General features: G+C 72.3%; 22 protein-coding genes. 8 read left to right on the forward strand and 14 right to left on the reverse strand.

Features of this window, described 5'->3' with window-relative positions; genetic code table 11:
* Positions 1-143: 143 nt before the first annotated feature.
* Positions 144-1,754 carry an MFS transporter gene (locus OHB41_RS12660; RefSeq protein WP_266698063.1) on the reverse strand — a complete coding sequence of 537 codons (1,611 nt, stop codon included), beginning with the start codon at positions 1,752-1,754 and terminating at the stop codon, positions 144-146.
* Positions 1,755-2,012: 258 nt separating this feature from the next.
* Between OHB41_RS12660 and OHB41_RS12665 the strand changes: the two genes are divergently transcribed.
* Together OHB41_RS12665 and OHB41_RS12670 are read left to right on the forward strand one after the other, a co-directional pair.
* Positions 2,013-3,182: a glycosyltransferase family 39 protein gene (locus OHB41_RS12665; RefSeq protein WP_266698065.1), complete on the forward strand. Its 1,170-nt coding sequence runs from the start codon at positions 2,013-2,015 to the stop codon at positions 3,180-3,182.
* Positions 3,183-3,422: 240 nt separating this feature from the next.
* Positions 3,423-4,466, forward strand: coding sequence for a phosphatase PAP2 family protein (locus OHB41_RS12670; RefSeq protein ID WP_266698066.1), 1,044 nt, complete (start codon positions 3,423-3,425; stop codon positions 4,464-4,466).
* A gap of 294 nt (positions 4,467-4,760) precedes the next feature.
* On the opposite strand, the gene OHB41_RS12675 is transcribed toward OHB41_RS12670, so the two are convergent.
* The 4 genes from OHB41_RS12675 to OHB41_RS12690 form a co-directional block, all read right to left on the reverse strand.
* Positions 4,761-4,976 (reverse strand): I78 family peptidase inhibitor, encoded by a 216-nt coding sequence (locus tag OHB41_RS12675; protein ID WP_266698068.1) that lies wholly within the window; start codon positions 4,974-4,976, stop codon positions 4,761-4,763.
* Between the two features lie 331 nt (positions 4,977-5,307).
* Positions 5,308-6,345, reverse strand: a complete 1,038-nt coding sequence (locus OHB41_RS12680) for a helix-turn-helix transcriptional regulator (protein WP_266698069.1) — start codon at positions 6,343-6,345, stop codon at positions 5,308-5,310.
* A gap of 88 nt (positions 6,346-6,433) precedes the next feature.
* Positions 6,434-7,300, reverse strand: coding sequence for a hypothetical protein (locus tag OHB41_RS12685; protein ID WP_266705823.1), 867 nt, complete (start codon positions 7,298-7,300; stop codon positions 6,434-6,436).
* Between the two features lie 192 nt (positions 7,301-7,492).
* Positions 7,493-8,197 (reverse strand): transglycosylase family protein, encoded by a 705-nt coding sequence (locus tag OHB41_RS12690; protein WP_266698070.1) that lies wholly within the window; start codon positions 8,195-8,197, stop codon positions 7,493-7,495.
* A gap of 539 nt (positions 8,198-8,736) precedes the next feature.
* On the opposite strand from OHB41_RS12690, the gene OHB41_RS12695 reads away from it, so the two are divergent.
* Together OHB41_RS12695 and OHB41_RS12700 are read left to right on the forward strand one after the other, a co-directional pair.
* Positions 8,737-9,510 (forward strand): DUF8842 C-terminal domain-containing protein, encoded by a 774-nt coding sequence (locus tag OHB41_RS12695; RefSeq protein WP_266698071.1) that lies wholly within the window; start codon positions 8,737-8,739, stop codon positions 9,508-9,510.
* Positions 9,511-9,717: 207 nt separating this feature from the next.
* Complete coding sequence (locus OHB41_RS12700; RefSeq protein ID WP_266698073.1) at positions 9,718-10,134, forward strand: hypothetical protein; 417 nt, start codon at positions 9,718-9,720, stop codon at positions 10,132-10,134.
* A 73-nt stretch (positions 10,135-10,207) separates the two neighbouring features.
* Here OHB41_RS12700 and der read toward each other — a convergent pair whose 3' ends face one another.
* The 6 genes from der to OHB41_RS12730 form a co-directional block, all read right to left on the reverse strand.
* Positions 10,208-11,695, reverse strand: coding sequence for a ribosome biogenesis GTPase Der (gene der / locus OHB41_RS12705; RefSeq protein WP_266698075.1), 1,488 nt, complete (start codon positions 11,693-11,695; stop codon positions 10,208-10,210).
* Positions 11,696-11,773: 78 nt separating this feature from the next.
* Positions 11,774-12,487: a lysophospholipid acyltransferase family protein gene (locus OHB41_RS12710; RefSeq protein ID WP_266698077.1), complete on the reverse strand. Its 714-nt coding sequence runs from the start codon at positions 12,485-12,487 to the stop codon at positions 11,774-11,776.
* Positions 12,445-13,140, reverse strand: coding sequence for a (d)CMP kinase (gene cmk / locus OHB41_RS12715; RefSeq protein ID WP_266698079.1), 696 nt, complete (start codon positions 13,138-13,140; stop codon positions 12,445-12,447). The genes OHB41_RS12710 and cmk overlap by 43 nt, the downstream gene beginning before the upstream one ends.
* Positions 13,141-13,305: 165 nt before the next feature.
* The gene (locus tag OHB41_RS12720) at positions 13,306-14,391 is read right to left on the reverse strand and encodes a prephenate dehydrogenase (RefSeq protein ID WP_266698080.1); all 1,086 of its coding nucleotides are present in this window, start codon (positions 14,389-14,391) and stop codon (positions 13,306-13,308) included.
* The gene (gene aroH, locus OHB41_RS12725; protein WP_266698081.1) at positions 14,388-14,750 is read right to left on the reverse strand and encodes a chorismate mutase; all 363 of its coding nucleotides are present in this window, start codon (positions 14,748-14,750) and stop codon (positions 14,388-14,390) included. The genes OHB41_RS12720 and aroH overlap by 4 nt, the downstream gene beginning before the upstream one ends.
* A gap of 129 nt (positions 14,751-14,879) precedes the next feature.
* Positions 14,880-15,377 carry a YidB family protein gene (locus tag OHB41_RS12730; RefSeq protein ID WP_266698082.1) on the reverse strand — a complete coding sequence of 166 codons (498 nt, stop codon included), beginning with the start codon at positions 15,375-15,377 and terminating at the stop codon, positions 14,880-14,882.
* 99 nt (positions 15,378-15,476) lie between these two features.
* On the opposite strand from OHB41_RS12730, the gene OHB41_RS12735 reads away from it, so the two are divergent.
* From OHB41_RS12735 to OHB41_RS12750, 4 genes are all read left to right on the forward strand, one after another.
* Positions 15,477-16,151, forward strand: coding sequence for a hypothetical protein (locus tag OHB41_RS12735; protein WP_266698083.1), 675 nt, complete (start codon positions 15,477-15,479; stop codon positions 16,149-16,151).
* 127 nt (positions 16,152-16,278) lie between these two features.
* Entirely contained in the window at positions 16,279-16,863 is a 585-nt protein-coding gene (locus tag OHB41_RS12740; protein WP_266698084.1) for a DUF6529 family protein, read from the forward strand.
* Entirely contained in the window at positions 16,860-17,297 is a 438-nt protein-coding gene (locus tag OHB41_RS12745; RefSeq protein WP_266698085.1) for a Rieske (2Fe-2S) protein, read from the forward strand. Before OHB41_RS12740 ends, OHB41_RS12745 begins: the two co-directional genes overlap by 4 nt.
* Before the next feature lie 22 nt (positions 17,298-17,319).
* Positions 17,320-18,084 (forward strand): nucleotidyltransferase domain-containing protein, encoded by a 765-nt coding sequence (locus tag OHB41_RS12750; protein WP_266698086.1) that lies wholly within the window; start codon positions 17,320-17,322, stop codon positions 18,082-18,084.
* On the opposite strand, the gene OHB41_RS12755 is transcribed toward OHB41_RS12750, so the two are convergent.
* The 3 genes from OHB41_RS12755 to OHB41_RS12765 are packed head-to-tail and all read right to left on the reverse strand — an operon-like array spanning position 17,989 to position 20,546.
* Complete coding sequence (locus OHB41_RS12755; protein WP_526024911.1) at positions 17,989-18,762, reverse strand: nucleotidyltransferase domain-containing protein; 774 nt, start codon at positions 18,760-18,762, stop codon at positions 17,989-17,991. The two genes, OHB41_RS12750 and OHB41_RS12755, sit on opposite strands and share 96 nt — an antisense overlap.
* 3 nt (positions 18,763-18,765) lie before the next feature.
* Positions 18,766-19,791 (reverse strand): ADP-ribosylglycohydrolase family protein, encoded by a 1,026-nt coding sequence (locus tag OHB41_RS12760; RefSeq protein ID WP_266698087.1) that lies wholly within the window; start codon positions 19,789-19,791, stop codon positions 18,766-18,768.
* Entirely contained in the window at positions 19,791-20,546 is a 756-nt protein-coding gene (locus OHB41_RS12765) for an NUDIX hydrolase (protein ID WP_266705827.1), read from the reverse strand. Before OHB41_RS12765 ends, OHB41_RS12760 begins: the two co-directional genes overlap by 1 nt.
* Positions 20,547-20,701 lie beyond the last annotated feature (155 nt).

A 20,701-nucleotide genomic window follows, 5' to 3' on the forward strand; every position in this document is an offset into this window, starting at 1 on the left:
GGCAGTACCTCCGGCACACTAAAACTAGCAGTGTTAGTCACAACGGCTCCGGGGCCGACGCTACGACGCGGTGTCCCGTACGTCCAGGGTCCACCGGCGCGCGAGCGGGGGAACCCCGCGAGACCCGGCGAAACCTGACGGAGCTACGCGGAGACCCGGGACCCGGACGCTTGCCGGGGCGCGGGAATCTCGGCCGAGCCCGCCGCCGCGGGCGTCTCGCACTCCATGACCCGGGGCAACCGCAGCGCCATCACCGCGCCCAGCAGCAGCAGTCCCGCGCTGACCAGCAGCGTCACATGCAGCCCGTGCACGAAGGAGTCGCGGGCCGCGTGCCGCAGGGCGGCCCCCCGTGCCCCGCCCAGGCGCGCGGCCACGTCGTAGGCCTCGCCCAGCGAGTGGCCCGCCGCGGCCGAGTCGCCCGCCGGGACCCCCCGCACGGACGACAGCCCGGGGGCGTACGCCGCGTTCATCACACTCCCCAGGAGTGCTATCCCGATCCCGGCGCCCAACTGGTACGAGGTCTCCCCTATCGCCGCGGCCCCGCCGGCCTGCGCGGGCGGTGCCTCGCTCAGCATCGACTCGTACGCCCCGAAGAGCGTCGTCTCCAGCCCGAACCCGAGCAGCACGAACCCGACGAGCAGCAGCCCGGCGTTGTCGTCGCCGCCCATCGCGGTGAGCGTGACCACCGCCGCCGCGGTGACGCAGAACCCGGAGCAGACCATCACGCGCGGCCCGAACCGGCGCAGCATCCGGGCCCCGACGAGCCCCGCGGCCATCGCCGCGAAGGTGAGCGGGAGCAGTCGCAGCCCGGTCTCCAGCGGCGAGAGGCCGAGCACCAGCTGCAGGTACTGCGCGGCGATCAGCTCCAGGCCGACCAGCGCCAGCATGGCGAGCACGATGCATCCCACCGAGGTGCTGAACGCGGGCCGCGAGAACATCCGCAGATCGACCAGTGGATGCGCGCGCCGCCGCTGTCGCCGTACGAATCCGAACATCAGCGCGGCGCCGAGGAGCAGGGGCGCCAGCGTGAACGGGCCGAAGGGTGCCTCGCCCCCACCGAGCTGCTTCACCCCGAGGACCAGCCCGAAGAGTCCGGCGGCGGCCATCAGGGCCCCGGTCACATCCCAGGGTCCGTTGCGCGCGCCGCGCGACTCGGGCAGCAGCAGCCGCCCGATCGGCAGGCTGATCAGCATCAGCGGGATGTTGATCAGGAATACGGATCCCCACCAGAAGTGTTCGAGCAGGAAGCCGCCCAGCAGCGGCCCGACGGCGGCACCGACCGCGGCGACCGCGCTCCAGATGCCGATCGCGAGCGCCCGCTCGCGCCGGTCGGGGAAGACCTGGCGCAGGATCGACAGCGTGGCGGGCATGATCATCGCGCCGCCGACGCCGAGCAGGGCACGGGCCCCGATGAGGAGCTGGGCGCTGTCGGCGAGGGCGGCGACGCCCGAGGCGACGCCGAACAGCGCGTATCCCAGCAGGAGGACACGTCTGCGGCCGATCCGGTCGCCCAGCGTGCCGAAGAGAATGAGGAGCGAGGCACAGACGAGCGGGTAGACGTCGACGATCCAGAGCAGCTCTATCGCGCCGGGCTTGAGGTCCTCGGTGACGGCGGGCACCGCGACGTGCAGCACGGTGGCATCGAGAGCCACGAGGAGCAGGCTGACGCACAGCACCACAAGGACGACCCAGCGGTTGGCACCGGCCCCGGTCTCCCGACGGCGACACGTGTCGGCCGTGGTCGTCCCGGACATGTACGTACCTCCCAGATGTTCCCTCGCGTTCGGCGATCCGCTGGGTGGGGACTCCCTGCGGCTGCGGCGGGAGGAACGGCTTTCCCGGGCGCACGCGACCAAGGCGAGTGAGCGGCCAGCGTACGCGAGTTCCCCTTCGCTCCACGTGGCGGACCTCTCACGTTCCCCTGGCCTGGCATGTGGCGTACGCCACGCCCGCCGTGCCGACCCACGCCCCGGGAGGACGGCCGGTTCCGTGAGCCGTCGATAATCGAGCCCGTGACCGATCTTGAGACGCCCGCCGCGGCGCCGCCCCGTGCGGGCGCGCTGCGCCGCGCCGCACCAGCCCTCCTCGGGTACGCGGGCGTCCGCGCCCTGGGCCTGATCGCCCTCTTCCTGTGGAGTGCCGCGAACGGCAAGAGCGCCCACACGCTGCTGACGGCACGCTGGGACTCGCTCTGGTACACCCGGGTCGCCTCGTTCGGCTACGGCTGGCAGGTCCGGCTGCCCAACGGCGACGTGCACTCCAACCTCGCGTTCTTCCCGCTGCTGCCCTGGCTGGAGCGGTTCGTCGCGGCTCTGTCCCCCCTGTCGTACGCGGACGCGGGCCTGCTGGTCGCCACGCTCGCCTCGTTGGCCGCGGCCTGGGGGATCTTCGCGGTCGCGGACCATGTGTACGGACGGCGTGCCGGTGTGTGCGCCGCGCTCGTGTGGGCGGTGCTGCCCGTCGGCATCGTGCAGTCGATGGCGTACAGCGAGTCCTTGTTCACGGCGCTGGCCGCCTGGTCGCTCTACGCGGTGCTGACCGGTCGCTGGGTGACGGCGGGTCTGCTCGCCTCGCTCGCCGGGCTGACCCGCCCGGTGGGCGCGGCGGTGGTCGCGGCGCTCTGGGTGGCGGCGATCACCTCGTTCGTGCGGGAGCGGAGCACGCCTTCCGCGCAGGGCGCCTCCCGGTGGCGACGCGCCCTCGGCATGCTCCTCGCGCCGCTCGGCGCCGCCGGCTACGTCCTGTGGGTCGGCCACCACACGGGCAGGGGCCCGCTGGGGTATCTCGACATCCAGGGGCAGTGGGGCAACGGATTCGACGGCGGATACGCCTTCGCGCGCTTCGTGGGCGACAAGTTCACGTCATTTCCGTCGGCCCTCGCCGGCGTCGGTCTGATCGTCGGGGTCGCCCTGGTGATCTGGCTGTACGTCACCTGTGTGCGACAGGGACAGCCTCTGGCGCTGCTGGTGTACTCGGGGATCGTCACCGCGCTCGCCCTGTGCGCTTCGGGCTACTTCGGCTCGAAACCACGCCTTCTGCTGCCCGCCTTCCCTCTGCTGCTGCCCCTCGCGGTGGCCCTGGCCAGGCTGCGTAAGTCCAGGTCAGCGGCGATTCTCGGCGTCGTGGCCGCGGCTTCGGCGGCCTACGGCGCCTTCTGGCTGAACGGCTCAGGACCGCCATGACCGACCCCCGGACGGCCGGTGAGCAGCCGGAAAATTCCAGTCAAGCATTCGGTGAACGAATTAATAAGCGCCATATAACCGGCCCCGGAACCGACCAATGGAATTACAGGACCGCCCCCCTCGAGGATTAGCGAATCATTAGAAATAAACATCGCCCTGAGAGGAATCCCACATCACATCGTCATCACAAAGCGAGTGATTCGGCCTGGAACGCAGCTCACTCGCTGTAGCGTCGATTGGGTGCGTACCGAACGAAACCTCACCCGTCTGGACCGGGTCTTCGCCCGGCTGGACCGTGAGCCGGAACGACCGGCCCACATCGATGTGCCGAGGATGAGCAGGCACAGGGTTGTGCTCTTCGGAGCCACCCTGGCCTTCTACGTGGCCATCGTGTGGGCCGTGGCGATCACTTCGTGGCTGGTCCGGTTCGACTGGCAGGTCATGTTCTTCCGGCCGTATCAACAGTGGCCGGAGATCCACGCGTTCCTCGACTACTACGTGGTGCTCGGCCAACGCGGCCCCACCGCCGTGATGGTGGCGGCCTGGCTCGGCTGGCGCTCGTGGCGGCAGCACACCCTCCGCCCGCTGCTGACACTGGGCGCCTCGCTGCTGCTCCTGAACATCACGGTCGGCGCCGCCAAGCTCGGCATGGGCCGCCTCGGTCCGCACTACGCCATCACGATCGGCTCGAACGAGATGGGCCTGGGCGGCGATATATTTCCTTCGGGTCACACCGCGAACGCCGTGGTGACCTGGGGGATTCTGGCCTATCTGGCCTCGACCCCGGGGGCGCGGCGCTGGCTGTCCGCGCTGTCCGCCGTGACCTCGCTCGGGGTCGGCCTCACCACCGTCTATCTCGGTACGCACTGGCTGAGCGATGTGCTGCTGGGCTGGGCCGCCGGCCTGCTGATCCTGCTGGCACTGCCCTGGTGCGAGCCGTTGATCGCCCACGCCGAGACCGGGATCTTCACGCTGCGCGACGCCTGGCGTTCCCGTCGCGGCCGCACGGCGCCCGCTCCGGCCGACGTCCCCGTCGGCGCCCCGGTCGGCGCGCCCGTCCTGGTCAAGCAGCACAGCCCCGCGGACGAAGAGGTGCCGGCGCGCGAGACCGTGGCCGCCGCGCGTTCGTCCCGGGGACCCGCCTACCTGGCCCCCGGACCGCACTTGGCCCGCTCGGAGCGCACCCCGGTCACCCCGGCCGGCAGCCGCCGGCCGCCGCACGCGGACCGCGCGGCACGCTCCGCGACCACCACGGCCTCGGCCCGGCCCGCCGCCGGCGGCTGAGCCCGGGAACACGGCGGGGCCGGTACGCACGACCTCCCCGCACGCGAAGGCCCCCGGCTCACCCGAGCCGGGGGCCTTCGCGCGATCCGGTTCCCGGGCCCTACGGCCTTCGGGTTCCCCGGTCCTGTCGATCCCTCAGGACCCTTTTGACTCTTTTGCGGCTTTCGCCCTCCTGGACCTTCGGGATCTCGGGTGCCCGGGTCCCCAGCTCCCCGGGCCCCGGGCCCCGAGCTCCGGGCCCCGGATCCACCGGGGCGAGGTGTCCGCAGCCATGGAGCCGGGACCGGCCTGGTCTCAGCCCTTCCAGCAGCGGGTCACCCGACCGTCGCCGACCTCGAAGTTCAGCCGCCCCACGCGGTACTCCATGGTGATGATCGCGCCGGGCGGGAGCGAGCGCACCGAGGACCAGCCGTGTTCACGGGCACGGCGCTCGGCGCTGCTCGCCTCCATCCCGACATAGGTCTCCGGGCTGTCCTCGGGTTCCGCGGGCGGGGTGGGAATGGGTGCCATGACCGCCACGTTAGGCGGCCCGCCCCTCACGGGGAAGCGCGAACCGGGGACCTGGTGTCACCCGTACCCCTCCGGTCACACTTCTGTCACAGGATCACGACACGCGTTTCGGCCGAACTCCGTCACACGTACGAGCGGTTCGGTAGATGAACCGCACGCCTTCGAACGTAATTCGGGACCGTCCTGGCCCCGTTCCGAATAACACGGAGGAAAGTGCGCGCACCAGCGCCGGGCCCGCACTTTGTATTCCGATTCCACCGCGTGCCACGGAAGCCGGTGCCGCATAGGAAATGCACGGTTCCGACACAGAACCCCCGCACATCCCGGGCCGTCACGCCGCCCCGGATCCGCCCCCGGTCCCCGGTGTTCGGCCCGTGCCGTCCCCCGTCCGGGGCGATTCCCCGGGAGCCCGCTCCAGCGCCCGGGACAGCCGGCCTTGCGCCGTTCTGATCGCCTCGGTCAACGCGGCCGGTTCGAGCACCTCGAACTCGAAGCCCATCAGCATCACGTGGACCACCATCACGTCGAGGCTCGCGGCTCCGGTACGCAGGACGCAGTTGTCGTCGCCCTCGGCCTCCAGCGTGCCCGCCGACGGTGAGATCCGCGCGGCCGCCTCCGCCAGGGGTACGAACAACCGCACCACCGCCCGTGCGGCGTACGCGCCCGTGGAGACGCCCCGGGAGACATAGGCGGCCAGGTCGTCCGCGGGCGGGGTACGCGGTGGGCACCGCGGTCCGTGCGGCGGCGTGGGCCTGACGCGGTCCACCCGGAACGTGCGCCAGTCGTCGCGGTCGACGTCCCAGGCGACCAGGTACCAGCGGCGTTCGGTGCACACCAGGCGGTGCGGTTCGACGGTGCGGCGGGTCGGGGAACCGCCGTGGTCGAGGTACTCGAAGCGCAGCCGCTCGGAGTCCCGGCAGGCGTTGGCGAGTTCCGTGAGCACGGCCGGGTCGACATCGGAGGGCTGCGGGCCGCGCAGCATCGGCACGGTGAAGGCGTTGAGGGTGCTCACCCTGCGGCGCAGCCGGTTCGGCAGCACCTGTTCGAGCTTGGCGAGGGCCCGTACGGACGTCTCGCCGATGCCCTCGATGCCCTGTCCGGCGGCCGTGCGCAGTCCGACCGCGACGGCCACCGCCTCGTCGTCGTCCAGGAGCAGCGGCGGCAGCTCGGCGCCCGCGCCGAGCTGATAGCCGCCTCCGGTGCCCGGGCTGGCGTTCACCGGATAGCCGAGCTCGCGCAGCCGGTCCACGTCACGGCGCACCGTGCGGGGTGTCACGCCGAGGCGGTCCGCCAGGTCGGCACCCGACCAGTCGCGGTGGGCCTGCAGCAGCGAGAGCAGCCGCAGCAGTCGTGCCGATGTCTCCAGCATGGCGTCGAGTCTGCCAGCCCGCGCGGGCGGCCACCGTCCGCAGGGCGGTCCCCGGGGGACGGGAGCCGGTGGCGCGTGCGGGAGGTGTTCAGTCCGCCGGGGTGACCGTCACGGAGAGGTCGTTGTCCCGCGTGTAGTAGGGGCCCGCCACCAGCGGGCCGTGCGGCGTCCGCACGGTGGTTCTGGGATGGAGGAGGACGGTCTTCTTGTCGGCGATGTCGTCGAGCAGCCGCGCGACGCGCACCCGGGGCCCCCGCTCCCCCGTCGGCCGCAGCCAGAGGTCCCAGACGCCGGGCCGCAGGGCGTCGTACGCCACCGTGAATCCGAACCCGGTCTGCTCCACCGCCACTTCGGCGCGCAGCGGGGCCTCGGTGACGTCCCGGTGGCACACCTCGGCGTACGCGTCCGGCGCGAGCCCGACGCCGTACACGCGGCCGCTCACGCCCAGGCCCCGCTCCCCGCCGCTCAGTTCGACCGCCTCCGCGTGCGGGGCGCGCAGCCAGCTGCGGACGATGAGGCGGCCGTGCCGGGGCGAGGTTCTCTCCTGTCCGGGCGGAGCCGGGAAGCCGGAGGCGTAGGGGATACGGACGGCGACGTGGCCGAGCGCGCCGCCGGGGACTCGGGCGACGAGTGAGCGCAGGTCGTTGACGCCGGGGGCCAGGCGGCGCGGTTCACCGCCCGCCACCTGCGCGTACGCGTCCCAACGGCCCTCTGGCAGCGGGACGCTGCTGGGCAGGGCGGCACGCAGCCGGCCGTCTCCGGCGGGGGTCAGCGGCAGCCTGACCTCCTCGTGGCCCACGCGGCGGCGCAGCACGAGGTGCGCGGCGCCCGGCTCGCCGGTGTCGGTGACGTCGAAGGTCAGCCCGCCGGCGGAGTCGGCGATGCAGTCGGCGGTCGGGGGCACGGCGATGTCCGCGTCGGCGCGCCGTCGCGCGGCCCGCGGGACCGGCGTCATCATGCGGGGCGTCCCTTGCTCGCGTGGACCTCTTGGGTGATGAGACCGCGGACCCTGCCGAATGGTTGCCTCCCAGCGGCACATCAGGGCTCAGGGAACAGCTGCGGCCCCACGGGAAGCAGCCGGGCACGGGGCCCCGTCCGGTCGGACGACCGGACGGGGCCCCGTGCCCGGGGTCGGGACAAGCGGTGCTCAGAGGTCGAGCCGCTGGCCGGGCACGATCAGGTCGGGATCACCGCCGATGACCGCCCGGTTGGCCGCGTAGATCTCCCGCCAGGTGGTCGCGTGCCGGGACGCGATGCCGCTGAGGGTGTCGCCGCTGCGGACCGTGTAGTCGCCGTGGCCGCCGCGCGACAGGTCGCGGTTCGTGTGGCCCGACGCGCGCGCGGGCGCCGTCGCCCGCTTCGACGGTGCCGCCTTGGAAGCGGTGGCCGAAGGCGCCTGCCTGGAAACCGACTTGGGTGTCGACTTCGTGGCGGCCGATCCTCCGGCCGATCCGCCACCCGAGGACCCGGGCGCGCTTCCGTAGGCTCCGGCCCGGGCCGAACAGGTGGGCCAGGCGCCCCATCCCTGTGCGTTCTGGACCTTGGCGGCAATGGCTATCTGGGCGCCCTTGGAGGCTTTGTCGGCGGTCGACGCGTAGGCCGTTCCGCCGTACGCGCGCCAGGTGCCGGCGGAGAACTGGAGTCCTCCGTAGTAGCCGTTGCCGGTGTTGATGTGCCAGTTCCCGCCGCTCTCGCACTTGGCGATGCGGTCCCACACTCCGTTGTCGGCCGCGGCGGCGTTGCCGCTCGCCGCGAGCAGTCCGAGCGGGGCGAGCAGAGCCGCTCCGGCGAGGACCGCCGTCGTACGAGTCGTCGTACGGACCTTACGGGTGTTGTCGGCACATGCGGACATGTATTTCCCTCTCGAAACACCCGGGGTCCCCCAAGGCGGTGTGCGACTCCCTGCGTGTAGGACGCGGTCGTCGCACTCCTCCCCGTCCGCCGGCGGTGGTGCTCGAAGCTGACTGTGTGGTGCGGCCGGCGGACGTGCCCGAGTGGTGCTCGTTGCACTCGGGGATGGAATCTATGGAGCTGGTCGCCCCGATATCAACCAACTCCTTGTCATTCGAGGCCAGTTCATGGTTACCGCGGGTATCGGCGACTTTCGGCCACCCATTTCATTGCGTGATTTCCGGATATGTCGACCAGTCGTCCTCTCAGCCTGTGACCCACCTCACCGGTTCAACTTCCTTGGGTCCCGGCCAAGTTGGCTGGGAGTGACGGATTCCGCACCCGAGTTCACCCTGCGCGTCGGATGGTTCGATTCCGTTCGCTTCCGGGCGTGACTCCGGCCACAGATCGCCCGTTGTCATCTTCATGAGCCGGGGCCCCCGGCGTCATGGGCCGGGAGCCACCCGGCATCGCCACGCACCGCATCCCGAGGAGCCACCCGTGCCGCGCATGCTCGACGTCAGCGACGACGTACGCGCCGAGATCGGCGACGAAGAAGCCGACCGGCTGCTCGCCGGAGAGAACACCCCGGGCAGTTACGACTGCACGTCCTGCCGCACACCGGGCGACTCGGAACAGGAGCGCACCAGCACCGTCCTGTTCGTCGGCGACGAGACCGCCGTCCTCGCCTTCGCCCACGCCACCTGCCTGCCCTCGCAGGTCGTGCAGGTCACCGAGGAGCAACTGCAGGGCGCCGTCCGCTCGATCAACCCCGACGGCGCGCCCGGCCAGGCCGCCCCGGAGCAGGCCGTGCTCGGCGTCACCAGCGGACTCGTCCTGCTGGGCGGCGAGTTGCACCCGGCGCTCGTCGTCGAACCGACCGGCCCCATCGTGCGCCCCGGTTCGACCGACATCGGCGACGACTTCCTGCCGCTCCTGATCGAGCAGGGCTTCATGCCGGTGACCCAGCTGCACTCGGTCCCGCCCGTGCTGTACGGCTGGTCGGTGCTGCTCGCCATGGGCCAGCTGCACGCCGTGCTCCAGCCGGGGACCGGCGGCGGCTCGCCCGTCGCCTGGTGGCAGGCGCACCAGGCGCTCCAGGTCGCCGAGAGCTGGCGGGCGGCCGCCAACAAGCACCAGCAGGTGCTGCTGTTCGCGGCTCCGGTCGGCTCGATCGGCCGGCAGCCCCGCGAGGACCTGCTGCGCGACGCGCTGGACAAGGCCGCGGCCAACGGGAAGCTGGTGGCCGCGGCCATGCCGCTCGCCGGTACGTGAGCACTCCCCCAGGGGTGCGGGCAACCGCGGTCGTGCCGACCGCCCCGGTCACCTGGCCGGCGCCGGCCGTCCATGGCTGAGCAGTCGGCCGCCCGCACCCTCCGAGTGGCGTCGAGCGTCCCCCGGATGCGGCATCCGGGTCCCCGCTGACCTGCGAAAGCGACGCGGCGGCCGCATCCGTTGGGCGGTGGGGTCGTTGGCACATACGTGCACACCTACGACGCCCCCCGCCGCCGCCAGTCCCTCCAGCCGATCCCGCCCGCGCGAGCGGCCCAGGACCCGCAGGGCAACCCCTCGGCCACGCCGATCTACGACGCGCTCTACGCCGAGTGGGCCAGATCCTTCAGGGCGCTGCCCGGCGACCGGCACGGCGAGGAGGAGCTCGGCTTCACGGCTTTCGGGACTCTGACGCACGGCACGGGCGGGTACGGATCGTCCTCGTACACCTCGTCGTTCAGCTCCTACAGTGCGGGGGCCTACTCCGCGCGCCACGGCGGTGTGACGCCGGGGCACACCACGACGGCGACCGCCGTCTGGCAGCCGGGCGGGCGGCAGCAGGGCACGGGCATGCACCACGTCCACGTCCCGGCCGCCCTGCCGCCCGCGCCACGCCGGGGGCTCTGAGCGGAAACGAGCGAACGGGTGAGGGGCGGCTCCCGAAGGAGCCGCCCCTCACCCGTTGTCGCCGCTGTCGCGACTACTTCTTCTTGTTGGCGCCGCGCTTCTCGCGCACCCGGACCGAGATGTGGATCGGCGTCCCCTCGAAACCGAACTCCTCACGCAGCCGGCGCTCGATGAAGCGACGGTAGCCGTGCTCGATGAAGCCGGAGGCGAAGAGCACGAACCGCGGGGGCTTGGTGCCCGCCTGCGTACCGAAGAGGATGCGGGGCTGCTTGCCGCCACGGACCGGGTGCGGGTGGGCGGCGACCAGCTCACCGAGGAAGGCGTTCAGACGGCCGGTCGGAACCCGGGTCTCCCAGCCGTCCAGCGCGGTCTCGATCGCGGGGACGAGCTTCTCCATGTGCCGGCCGGTGTGCGCCGAGACGTTCACCCGGGGTGCCCACGCCACCTGGAGGAGCTCGGTCTCGATCTCCCGCTCCAGGTAGTAGCGGCGCTCCTCGTCGAGGGTGTCCCACTTGTTGAAGGCGAGGACGATCGCGCGGCCCGCCTCGACGGCCATCGTGACGATGCGCTGGTCCTGCACGGAGATGGTCTCGGACGCGTCGATCAGGATGACCGCGACCTCGGCCTTCTCGACAGCGGCGGCGGTACGCAGCGAGGCGTAGTAGTCGGCGCCCTGCTGGAGGTGGACGCGCTTGCGGATGCCCGCCGTGTCGACGAACTTCCAGGTGATACCGCCGAGTTCGATGAGCTCGTCGACCGGGTCCCGGGTGGTGCCCGCGACCTCGTTGACGACCACGCGGTCCTCGCCCGCCACCTTGTTCAGCAGGGAGGACTTGCCGACGTTCGGGCGGCCGATGAGGGCGATGCGGCGGGGGCCGCCCACCGCGGTGCCGAAGGTCTGCGCCGGGGCCTCGGGCAGCGCCTCCAGGACGGCGTCCAGCATGTCGCCGGTGCCACGGCCGTGCAGCGCGGAGACGGGGTGCGGCTCGCCGAGACCGAGGGACCAGAGGTACGAGGCGTCGGCCTCGCCGCTCGGGCCGTCGACCTTGTTGGCGCACAGCACGACCGGCTTGCCGGCCTTGCGCAGCAGCCGCACGACCGCCTCGTCGGTGTCCGTCGCGCCGACCTTGGCGTCCACGACGAAGACGACCGCGTCGGCCGCCTCGATCGCGTACTCGGCCTGCGCGGCGACGGACGCGTCGATGCCGAGAACGTCCTGCTCCCAGCCGCCGGTGTCGACGAGCTTGAAGCGGCGGCCCGCCCACTCGGCCTCGTAGGTGACGCGGTCGCGGGTGACACCGGGCTTGTCCTCGACGACGGCCTCGCGGCGGCCGATGATCCGGTTCACCAGGGTCGACTTGCCGACGTTCGGGCGGCCGACGACGGCGAGGACGGGCAGTGGGCCGTGGCCCGCCTCGTCGATCGCGCCCTCGACGTCCTCGATGTCGAAGCCCTCTTCCGCGGCGAGCTCCATGAAGTCCGCGTACTCGGCATCGCCAAGCGCCCCGTGCTCGTGCCCGGCCGGGCCGGCCGAGCCGTCGGGCTGGATGTGGTCGTTCATGAAGTCCGTACCTCGTCGTTCATTCGTGGTGATCGGTGGACCGCCCGCACATCGGGTGATCCACTACTCAAGTGTCGCCTAGTGCCCCGTGGGGCGCCCGGCGGTTTCCGGGCGTCCGGTCAGACGCCTGGCGTGGTCCAGGTGGGCGCTCAACTGCTTCTGGATGCGCGTGGTCGCCTCGTCGAGCGCCCTGCGCGTACGTCGCCCGCTGCCGTCGCCCGCCTCGAAGGGGTCTCCGAAGACGACGTCGACCCGGCTGCGCAGCGGCGGGAGCCCCTTGGTCAACCGGCTGCTCTTCTCGGAACTTCCCAGAACCGCCACCGGGACGATCGGGGCGCCGCTGCGGACCGCGAAATAGGCGAGCCCCGCGCGCAGCGAGGCGAAGTCGCCCTCGCCGCGGGTGCCCTCCGGGAAGATGCCGAGCACCCCGCCCGCCGAGAGGACACCGAGGGCCTGGGTGATCGCGGTGCGGTCGGTGGTCGTGCGGTCGACCTTGACCTGCCCGATACCGAGCAGGAAGGGGTCGAGGGGGCCGATGAACGCTTCCTTCTTGATCAGGAAGTGCGTGGGCCGGGGTGCCACGCCCATGACCATCGGGCCGTCGATGTTGTGCGAGTGGTTCACGGCGAGGATCGCCGGGCCGGTCGCGGGGACCTTCCAGGCGCCGAGCACGCGCGGCTTCCACAGCCCGTACATCAGGCCGACGCCGATACGGCGCCCGATCTCGGCGCCTCTCACGGAGGGTGCGGTCACTTGGCGGCCCGCTTCTCCTCGACGAGGGTGACGACGCACTCTATGACCTGCTGGAGCGTGAGGTCGGAGGTGTCCACCTCGACCGCGTCGTCCGCCTTGGCGAGCGGGGAGGTCTTGCGGCTGGAGTCGGCCGCGTCCCGCTTCAGCAGGGCCTCGCGCGTCGCCTTGACGTCGGCGCCCTTCAGCTCGCCGCTGCGGCGGGCGGCACGCGCCTCCGGGGAGGCGGTGAGGAAGATCTTCAGGTCGGCGTCGGGCAGCACCGTGGTACCGATGTCCCGTCCCTCGACGACGATGCCGTCCTCCGCGCCCGCGGCGATCGAACGCTGCAGCTCGGTGATCCGGGCCCGCACCTCGGGCACCGCGCTGACCGCGCTGACCTTGGAGGTGACCTCCTGGGTACGGATCGGACCCGCGACGTCGGTCCCGTCGACCGTGATGGCCGGCGCGGACGGGTCGGTGCCGGAGAGGATCTCCGGCTTGCCCGCCACGGCGGCGATCGCCGTCGGGTCCGTGAGGTCGATGCCGTTGCTCACCATCCACCAGGTGATCGCCCGGTACTGCGCGCCCGTGTCCAGGTAGCTGAGGCCCAGCTGCGCGGCCACTGCCTTGGAGGTGCTCGACTTGCCCGTGCCGGAGGGGCCGTCGATGGCGACAATCACTGCCGGGGCGGTCCGGGCGGCGCCGTTTTCCACGGTGGAGACACCTTCCTGGTGCGGGGTGGAGGTCTGTGCGGGACGCGAACGCGCCCCGCACAAGGTTACTGGCTCCCAGGGCCCCGTATTACTGGCCCTGTCGCCGCTCCCCGCCACCGGCCCCCTCCGGCGCGCGCCGCGAAGGCCCCGCACCCGGCGGTCGCCCTACTGCCGCAGCGCCCAGCCCCGGTCCCGCAGCGCCGCGCTCAGCACGGGCACCGCCTTGGGCTCGACCATCAGCTGGACCAGACCGGCCTGCCGGCCCGTCGCGTGCTCGATGCGTACGTCCTCGATGTTGACGCCGGCCGCTCCGGCGTCGGCGAAGATGCGGGCCAGCTGGCCGGGCTGGTCGTCGATGAGGACGGCGACCGTCTCGTACGTCAACGGGGCGGCGCCGTGCTTGCCGGGGACCCGTACCTGGCCCGCGTTGCCGCGGCGCAGCATGTCCTCGATGCCGCCGGCGCCCTCGCGGCGCTTGGCCTCGTCGGAGGACTGGAGGGCACGCAGCGCCAGGACCGTCTCGTCGAGGTCGGCGGAGACGTCCGCGAGGAGGTCGGCGACCGGTCCCGGGTTCGCGGAGAGGATGTCGATCCACATCCGGGGGTCCGAGGCCGCGATCCTCGTCACGTCGCGGATTCCCTGCCCGCAGAGCCGTACCGCCGCCTCCTCCGCGTGCTGCAGACGCGCGGCGACCATGCTCGACACCAGGTGCGGCATGTGCGAGACGAGCGCGACCGCGCGGTCGTGGGCGTCGGCGTCCATGACGACGGGGAGGGCGCGGCAGAGCGACACCAGTTCCAGCGCGAGGTTCAGGACCTCGGTGTCCGTGTCCCGGGTGGGTGTCAGGACCCAGGGGCGGCCCTCGAAGAGGTCACCCGTCGCGGCCAGCGGGCCCGACTTCTCGCGGCCCGACATGGGGTGCGAGCCGATGTACGCGGAGAGGTCGAGGCCGAGGGCCTCCAGCTCGCGGCGCGGGCCGCCCTTGACGCTCGCCACGTCGAGATAGCCGCGCGCCGCCCCGCGCCGCATGGCGTCCGCGAGCGTCGCCGCCACGTGCGCGGGCGGGGCCGCGACGATCGCGAGGTCCACGGGCCCGGTGGGCGGCTCGTCGGTGCCGGCGCCGAGCGCGGCCGCCGTTCGGGCCTGATCCGGGTCGTGGTCGGTGAGGTGGACGGCGACGCCCCGCTGGGCGAGCGCGAGCGCCGCCGACGTGCCGATCAGACCGGTTCCGATGACGAGTGCGGTTCTCACTGGGCGATGTCCTTGCGCAGGGCGCCCGCGGTGCCCAGGTAGACGTGCGCGATGTCGGCACGGGGCTTGTCGGACTCGATGTGCGCGAGGATCCGTACGACGCGGGGCATCGCGCCCTCGATGTCCAGCTCCTGCGCGCAGATCAGCGGTACGTCGACGATACCCAGCTTGCGGGCCGCGGCCGCCGGGAAGTCGCTGTGCAGATCGGGCGTCGCGGTGAACCAGACGCTGATCAGGTCGTCCGCGGTGAGACCGTTCCGCTCCAGGACGGCGGTGAGCAGCTCGCCGACCTGCTCCTCCATGTGGCCGGCCTCGTCCCGTTCCAGTTGGACGGCGCCCCGGACCGCTCGTACCGCCACGACAATGCTCCTCGCTGATCTGCGTACACGTCTGTCACACCAGCGTAGTCAGCCCGCCGCCGCGCCGGTGCGCGGCGCCCGCCTGACGAGACGGGCACCGCGCACGGGCCACCGGCCACCGGCCACGGTTCAGAGCGACCGCTGCTTGACGGGGTCCTCCAGGGAGGCGCCGGACCGCGGCAGCTCGCCGCCCGGGGTCAGCTTGTCGACCGCCCGCGGCAGGTACCGGGCGATCTGGTCCGCGGCCTCCTCCGAGCTGACGCCGGTCCGGGCGGCGACCTCCTGGAGGGTGTCGGCGGGCAGCGCCTGCGCGACCTGTTCGGCGGAGACGGGCTTGTTCTCGCCGGTGCCGATCCACGACTGTGCCCGGTCCGCCGGCCCCGACTTCGTGAGCATGTCCATCAGCCCGCCCAGCGGGTTGCCGCCGCCGCCCTGGCCGTTGGTCAGGGACCGGGGCAGCGAGCCCAGGATGTCGCCCCCGCCGGAGGCACCGCCCTGCCCGCCTCCGAGGGGACTGCCGGGCAGGCTGCCGAGATCGTTGTCCGCCGTGGGACGACGCCTTTCGGAGAGTGCGGCCGGGGGTGGGACACCTCCGGCCTCGGACTCGGCCAATGTCACTTGAATCATCCCATTCCGCTACTTGTGGTGAGAATGCGCCCGTGCGCCTCTGGACGCCGCGGCGCCGGTCCGCTCTGATGGCAGAAGACCGCCTCGGGGGAGGCCCGTATGAAGCGCCCAGGACCCCTGCTCACCCTTCTCGCCGGACTGCTTCTCGCCGTGTTCATGCTGTCGCTCAACGCGACGACGGGGGTGAGGAACGCGTCGTCGTCCCGTCCGCGGACGCCCGCCGCCGCGCCCCCTGCGAGCGCGACGCCCGAGAAGTCCACGTCACCGCCGAGCCCGTCACCGTCGGCGTCGCCGTCCGCGAGCCCCCTGCCGAACGCCGACTACGCGGGCCGCACCGACGACGACTCCTCGGCCGTCGCCGTCTCGCTGCGCGACGGCCGCGCGATCGCGTACTTCTGCGACGGCCATGACAAGGAGTCGTGGCTCAAGGGCGACGTCGAGGACGACGGCACGATGAGACTCACCGGAAAGAACGGCGCGGAACTCGACGGCACACTGCGGGACGGCAGGCGGATCCGCGGCACCGTCCACCTCGGCGGGCAGCGCTACGCCTTCACGGCCGACAAGGCGGTCAAGCCGTCCGGGCTCTACCGCGCGACGGCCACGGTGCGCGGCGCCGAGCTGGACGGCGGCTGGATCGTGCTGCCCGGCGGCAGGCAGGTCGGCATTCTCGACCGCGACGGCGAACCCTCCGCGGCACCCGTGATCGACCCGGAGACCGGCGCCGTCACGGTCGACGGAAAGAAGCTCACCGCACGCCCCGTCACGCCGTGACCGCTCGACGCCGTGCCCCGCTCGACGACTCCATGACCCGCTCGACGCCGTGACCCGCTCGACGCCCCTTCCCGACCAGGAACCCATCCCCGCCCCTTCCCGGCCCTTTCCCGACCAGGGAGCCGATATGACCGCGGATCCGAACGCCGCCACGCAGGGCTACCCCGCTCCCCCGCCCGCCCACCGCCGCCCGCACCCGGCGCGCTATCTCGTCCCGGCCCTGGTGGCCGCGGCCGTCGCGGTCGGCCTCGGCGCGTACGGCAGGACGCACCACCCGACCGGGACCGCCTTCAATCTCGCGGGGTTCAGCAGCACGAGCGCCGTGAAGTCGTGGCTGGCCAGCACGGCGTTCGCCTTCGCGCTCGTCCAGTTGGTCTCGGCGTTCATGGTGTACGGGAGACTGCCGGGCCCGGGCTGGGCTCCGGCCCTGCACCGCTGGTCCGGGCGGGTCGCTTTCCTGGTGGCGGTCCCCGTCGCGGTGCACTGCCTCTACGCGCTGGGATTCCAGACGTACGAGCCGCGCGTGCTGTGGCACTCGCTCCTCGGATGCTTCTTCTTCGGGGCATTCAGTGCCAAAATGCTCCTGCTCCGCTCGGAGCGACTGCCCGGCTGGCTGCTGCCCGTGGCCGGAGGACTCGTCTTCGCGGTCCTCACCGTCATCTGGCTGACGTCGGCTCTCTGGTTCTTCCGTACGTTCGGAGTGACGACATGACCAACCCCCCGGCGCGGCGCACCGTTCTCGGCACGGGCGCGGCCGCCGCCCTGCTCGTGGGGTGCAGCAAGTACGGCGACAGCGGCGGCAGTTCGCAGGCGTCCGCCTCGCCGGCCGCCTCAGCACCCACGTCCGGCGCCGCCGGTGGCGCCGAGCTCGCCAGTACGAGCGACATCCCGGTCGGCGGCGGCAAGATCTTCAAGGACCGCAAGGTCGTGGTCACCCAGCCCACGAAGGGCGAGTTCAAGGCCTTCTCGGCGATCTGCACCCATCAGGGCTGCACGGTGAGCACGGTCGCCGACGGCACGATCGACTGCCCCTGCCACGGCAGCAAGTACCGCATCACCGACGCCTCGGTGGTGGCGGGCCCCGCCCCGAGGCCCCTGCCCGCCGAGCGCATCACCGTGGAGGGAAACTCGATTCGCCTGGCCTGAACCACCCCGTAGGCTCCCGGACATGCGATCCGAGGCCCTGGTGCGCGACCACACGATCTACTCCTGCGTGATGGGATCGCGCGCCTTCGGCCTGGCCACCGACGACAGCGACACGGACCGTCGGGGCGTGTTCCTCGCCCCGACCCCGCTGTTCTGGCGCATCGAGAAGCCGCCGACACACGTCGAGGGCCCGGCCGAGGAACAGTTCAGCTGGGAGCTGGAGCGGTTCTGCGTCCTCGCGCTGCGCGCCAACCCGAACATTCTGGAGTGCCTCCACTCCCCCCTCGTCGAGTACGCCGACGAGACGGGCCGCGCACTGCTCACCCTGCGCGACGCCTTCCTCTCCCGCCGGACCCACGAGACGTTCGCCCGCTACGCGCAGGGCCAGCACAAGAAGCTGGAGGCCGACGTCCGCCGGTACGGCGCCCCGCGCTGGAAGCACGCGATGCACCTCCTCCGCCTCCTCATGTCCTCCCGCGACCTGCTGCGCACCGGCACCCTGACCATCGACGTCGGCGAGCAGCGCGAACCGCTGCTCGCCGTGAAGCGGGGCGAGGTCCCGTGGAGCCGGGTGGAGACGTGGATGAGCCGACTGGCGGCGGAGGCCGACGAGGCCGACGCGCGCAGTCCGCTGCCGGCCGAGCCGGACCATGCCCGCGTCGACGACTTCCTGGTCGGCGTCCGCCGCGCCTCAGCCCGTCGCGCCGACCCCGGCGTCCGCCAGGCGCACCCGGACGACGAACGCGTGCAGGGCGTCGTGCACGGACGGGGTGTCCGGCAGCGCTGAGGCCTGCTGCGCCTCGTCCAGCAGAGCGTGCAGCCGCTCCACGTCGTCCGCCACGCGCGCGTGGTCGACCTCCGCGGCTCCGTGCTCCCGCTCCGCCTTCGCCGCCATCAGATCCCGCAGGTACGAGGGAGCGCCCGCCTCCTCGGCGAGCGCGCGCAGATCGGCCTGCACCTCGCCGCTGCGCATCAGATGGACGCCGGTGAGCAGCACCCGGAACGTGTAGAGCAGCGGCTTGAGTTCACCGGTCTTCCCGAAGAGCCGCCACTGTGTCGTGGCGAACCCCCGGTAGTGGTGGGCGTGATGACGGGTGAGGACCCCCGGGGCGAGCGAGACCAGCTCTCGGTGGGCCTCACCGGTGCGCACGACCAGGGGCGAGAGCAGCTGCTCCAGCACATAGCCGTTGCGCCGCAGCATCAGCCGTACGAACTTGCGCAGGTCGTGGGTGACGAGGTCCATCTCGACACCGTCCCGGTCCCACATCCGCGACCGGGTCTCCTCCGGCTCGCGCAGCCCGACCAGTTCGGCCGCCGGCAGCAGGTGCACACCCCGCAGGTCGACGTCCGAGTCGCGCGAGGGGAAGCCGTACAGGTGTGCCCCGGAGACGGTGGCGAACAGCACGGGGTCCGGCTGCTCCGCCACCACCGCGGAGAGGTCGATGCCCAGGACGTCGTCGATCATCCGTCAAGCATCCCAGAGCGCTCCCAGCGACATGAGGTCGCTCTGGTATTCGATGCGGTCGGCCCACTCGGTCGGCCAGATGTCCGAGCCGTGGTGGGCACCCGCGAACGCGCCCGTCAGACAGGCGATGGAGTCGGAGTCGCCGGAGGTGCAGGCCGCCCGGCGCAGCGCGGTGACGGGCTCGTCGACGAAGAGCAGGAAGCAGAGCAGGCCGGTGGTGAGCGCCTCCTCGGCGATCCAGCCCTCCCCGGTGGCCAGGCAGGGGTCGGTCTCGGGCGAGGGCGCGCGCAGGGCGTCCCGGAGCCGGTCCAGCGCGCCCAGGCAGTCGTCCCAGCCGCGCTGGATGAAGTGCTCCGGCGTGGGGTCCTGGCTGCGGGTCCACAGATCGCCGAGCCACCGGGCGTGGTAGTGCCCGCGGTTCTCCTCGGCGTACGCGCGCAGCAGCCCGACCAAGTCCGCGGGCTCGGCACCCTGCACGAGGAGCCGGACGGCGTGGGCGGTGAGGTCGGAGGCGGCGAGCGCGGTGGGATGGCCGTGGGTGAGCGCCGCCTGCAACTGCGCCGCGCCCGCCCGCTGTTCGTCGCTCAGCCCCGGAACGAGACCCACGGGAGCCACCCGCATGTTGGCGCCGCATCCTTTGGAACCGATCTGGCTGGCGTCCTGCCAGGGGCGGCTCTCGTCCTTCAGGAGGTTGCAGGCGACGAGGCAGGTGCGGCCGGGCGCGCGGTTGTTCTCCGGCGACTGGTACCAGTCCACGAACTCCTCGCGCACCGGCCGTTCCATCCGCAGCGGTCCGAGCAGGCCGCGGTCCATGGCCGTGCGCAGGCCCCGCCCCAGCGCCAGCGTCATCTGGGTGTCGTCGGTGACGATCGCGGGCCTGGGCAGTGCCATCTCCCGCCAGGGGCCGCACTTGACGAGGATCGACGGTATGTCGTTGAACTCGGTCGGGAAGCCCAGCGCGTCGCCGAGGGCGAGGCCCAGCAGGGACCCGGTGGCGGCGTGCTTCGCGAGCGTCGGGATGGTGGTCATCAGGGCCGTCCTTCCGAAGGGGGGCGCAGCAGGGGCGGGTGCAGGGCGGTGGCGCCGCCCGCGCGGTAGAGCGCGGCGGGTTTGCCGCGGCCTCCGGTGAGGCGAGCGGCCCCGGGAATCGGTTCGACGAAGCCCGGCGTGGCGAGGACCTTGCGCCGGAAGTTGGGCCGGTCGAGCGCGGTGCCCCACACCGTCTCGTAGACCCGCTGCAGCTCCCCGAGGGTGAACTCGGGCGGGCAGAAGGAGGTGGCGAGACAGGTGTACTCGAGCTTGGCGCCGACGCGTTCGTGGGCGTCGGCGAGGATGCGGTCGTGGTCGAAGGCGAGCGGACCGGACGTGCCGTACGGCTGCCACCGGGCCTGCGCCGCGTCACCGCCGCCGTGCGGCTCCGGAGGGTCGGGGAGCAGCGCGGCGAACGCGACGGAGACGACGCGCATTCTCGGGTCGCGGCCGGGGTCGCTGTAGGTCCGCAGCTGCTCCAGGTGCAGCCGCGAGTCGTCCGACAGGCCGGTCTCCTCGGCGAGCTCGCGCCGGGCGGCCGTCTCCGCGGACTCGGCCGGCAGCACGAATCCGCCGGGCAGTGCCCAGTGGCCCGCGTACGGCTCCTGCCCCCGCTCGACCAGCAGCACCTCGAGCGCGTCGGAACGGATCGTCAGGACGGCCAGGTCCACGGTCACCGCGAAGGGTTCGAACGCGTACTTGTCGTAGCCCTCGGGCGCGCTGCCGCCGGACGAGCGGCCCTGCCGCACGTGCACACCCACCCGTCCCCGCCTCCACGTCCACGCGACTCACGGCGGCCCGAGCGACGGATCCCCTCGGCGCGACCACGAGTAATAGTCACTACGACTATAAAGAGCGCGGGGCGACGGCCACAACCCTCCGGTCACCAGTGGCCCACCCCGTTTCGAGC

The sequence above is a fragment of the Streptomyces sp. NBC_01571 genome (assembly GCF_026339875.1).
Taxonomy (GTDB): Bacteria; Actinomycetota; Actinomycetes; order Streptomycetales; family Streptomycetaceae; genus Streptomyces.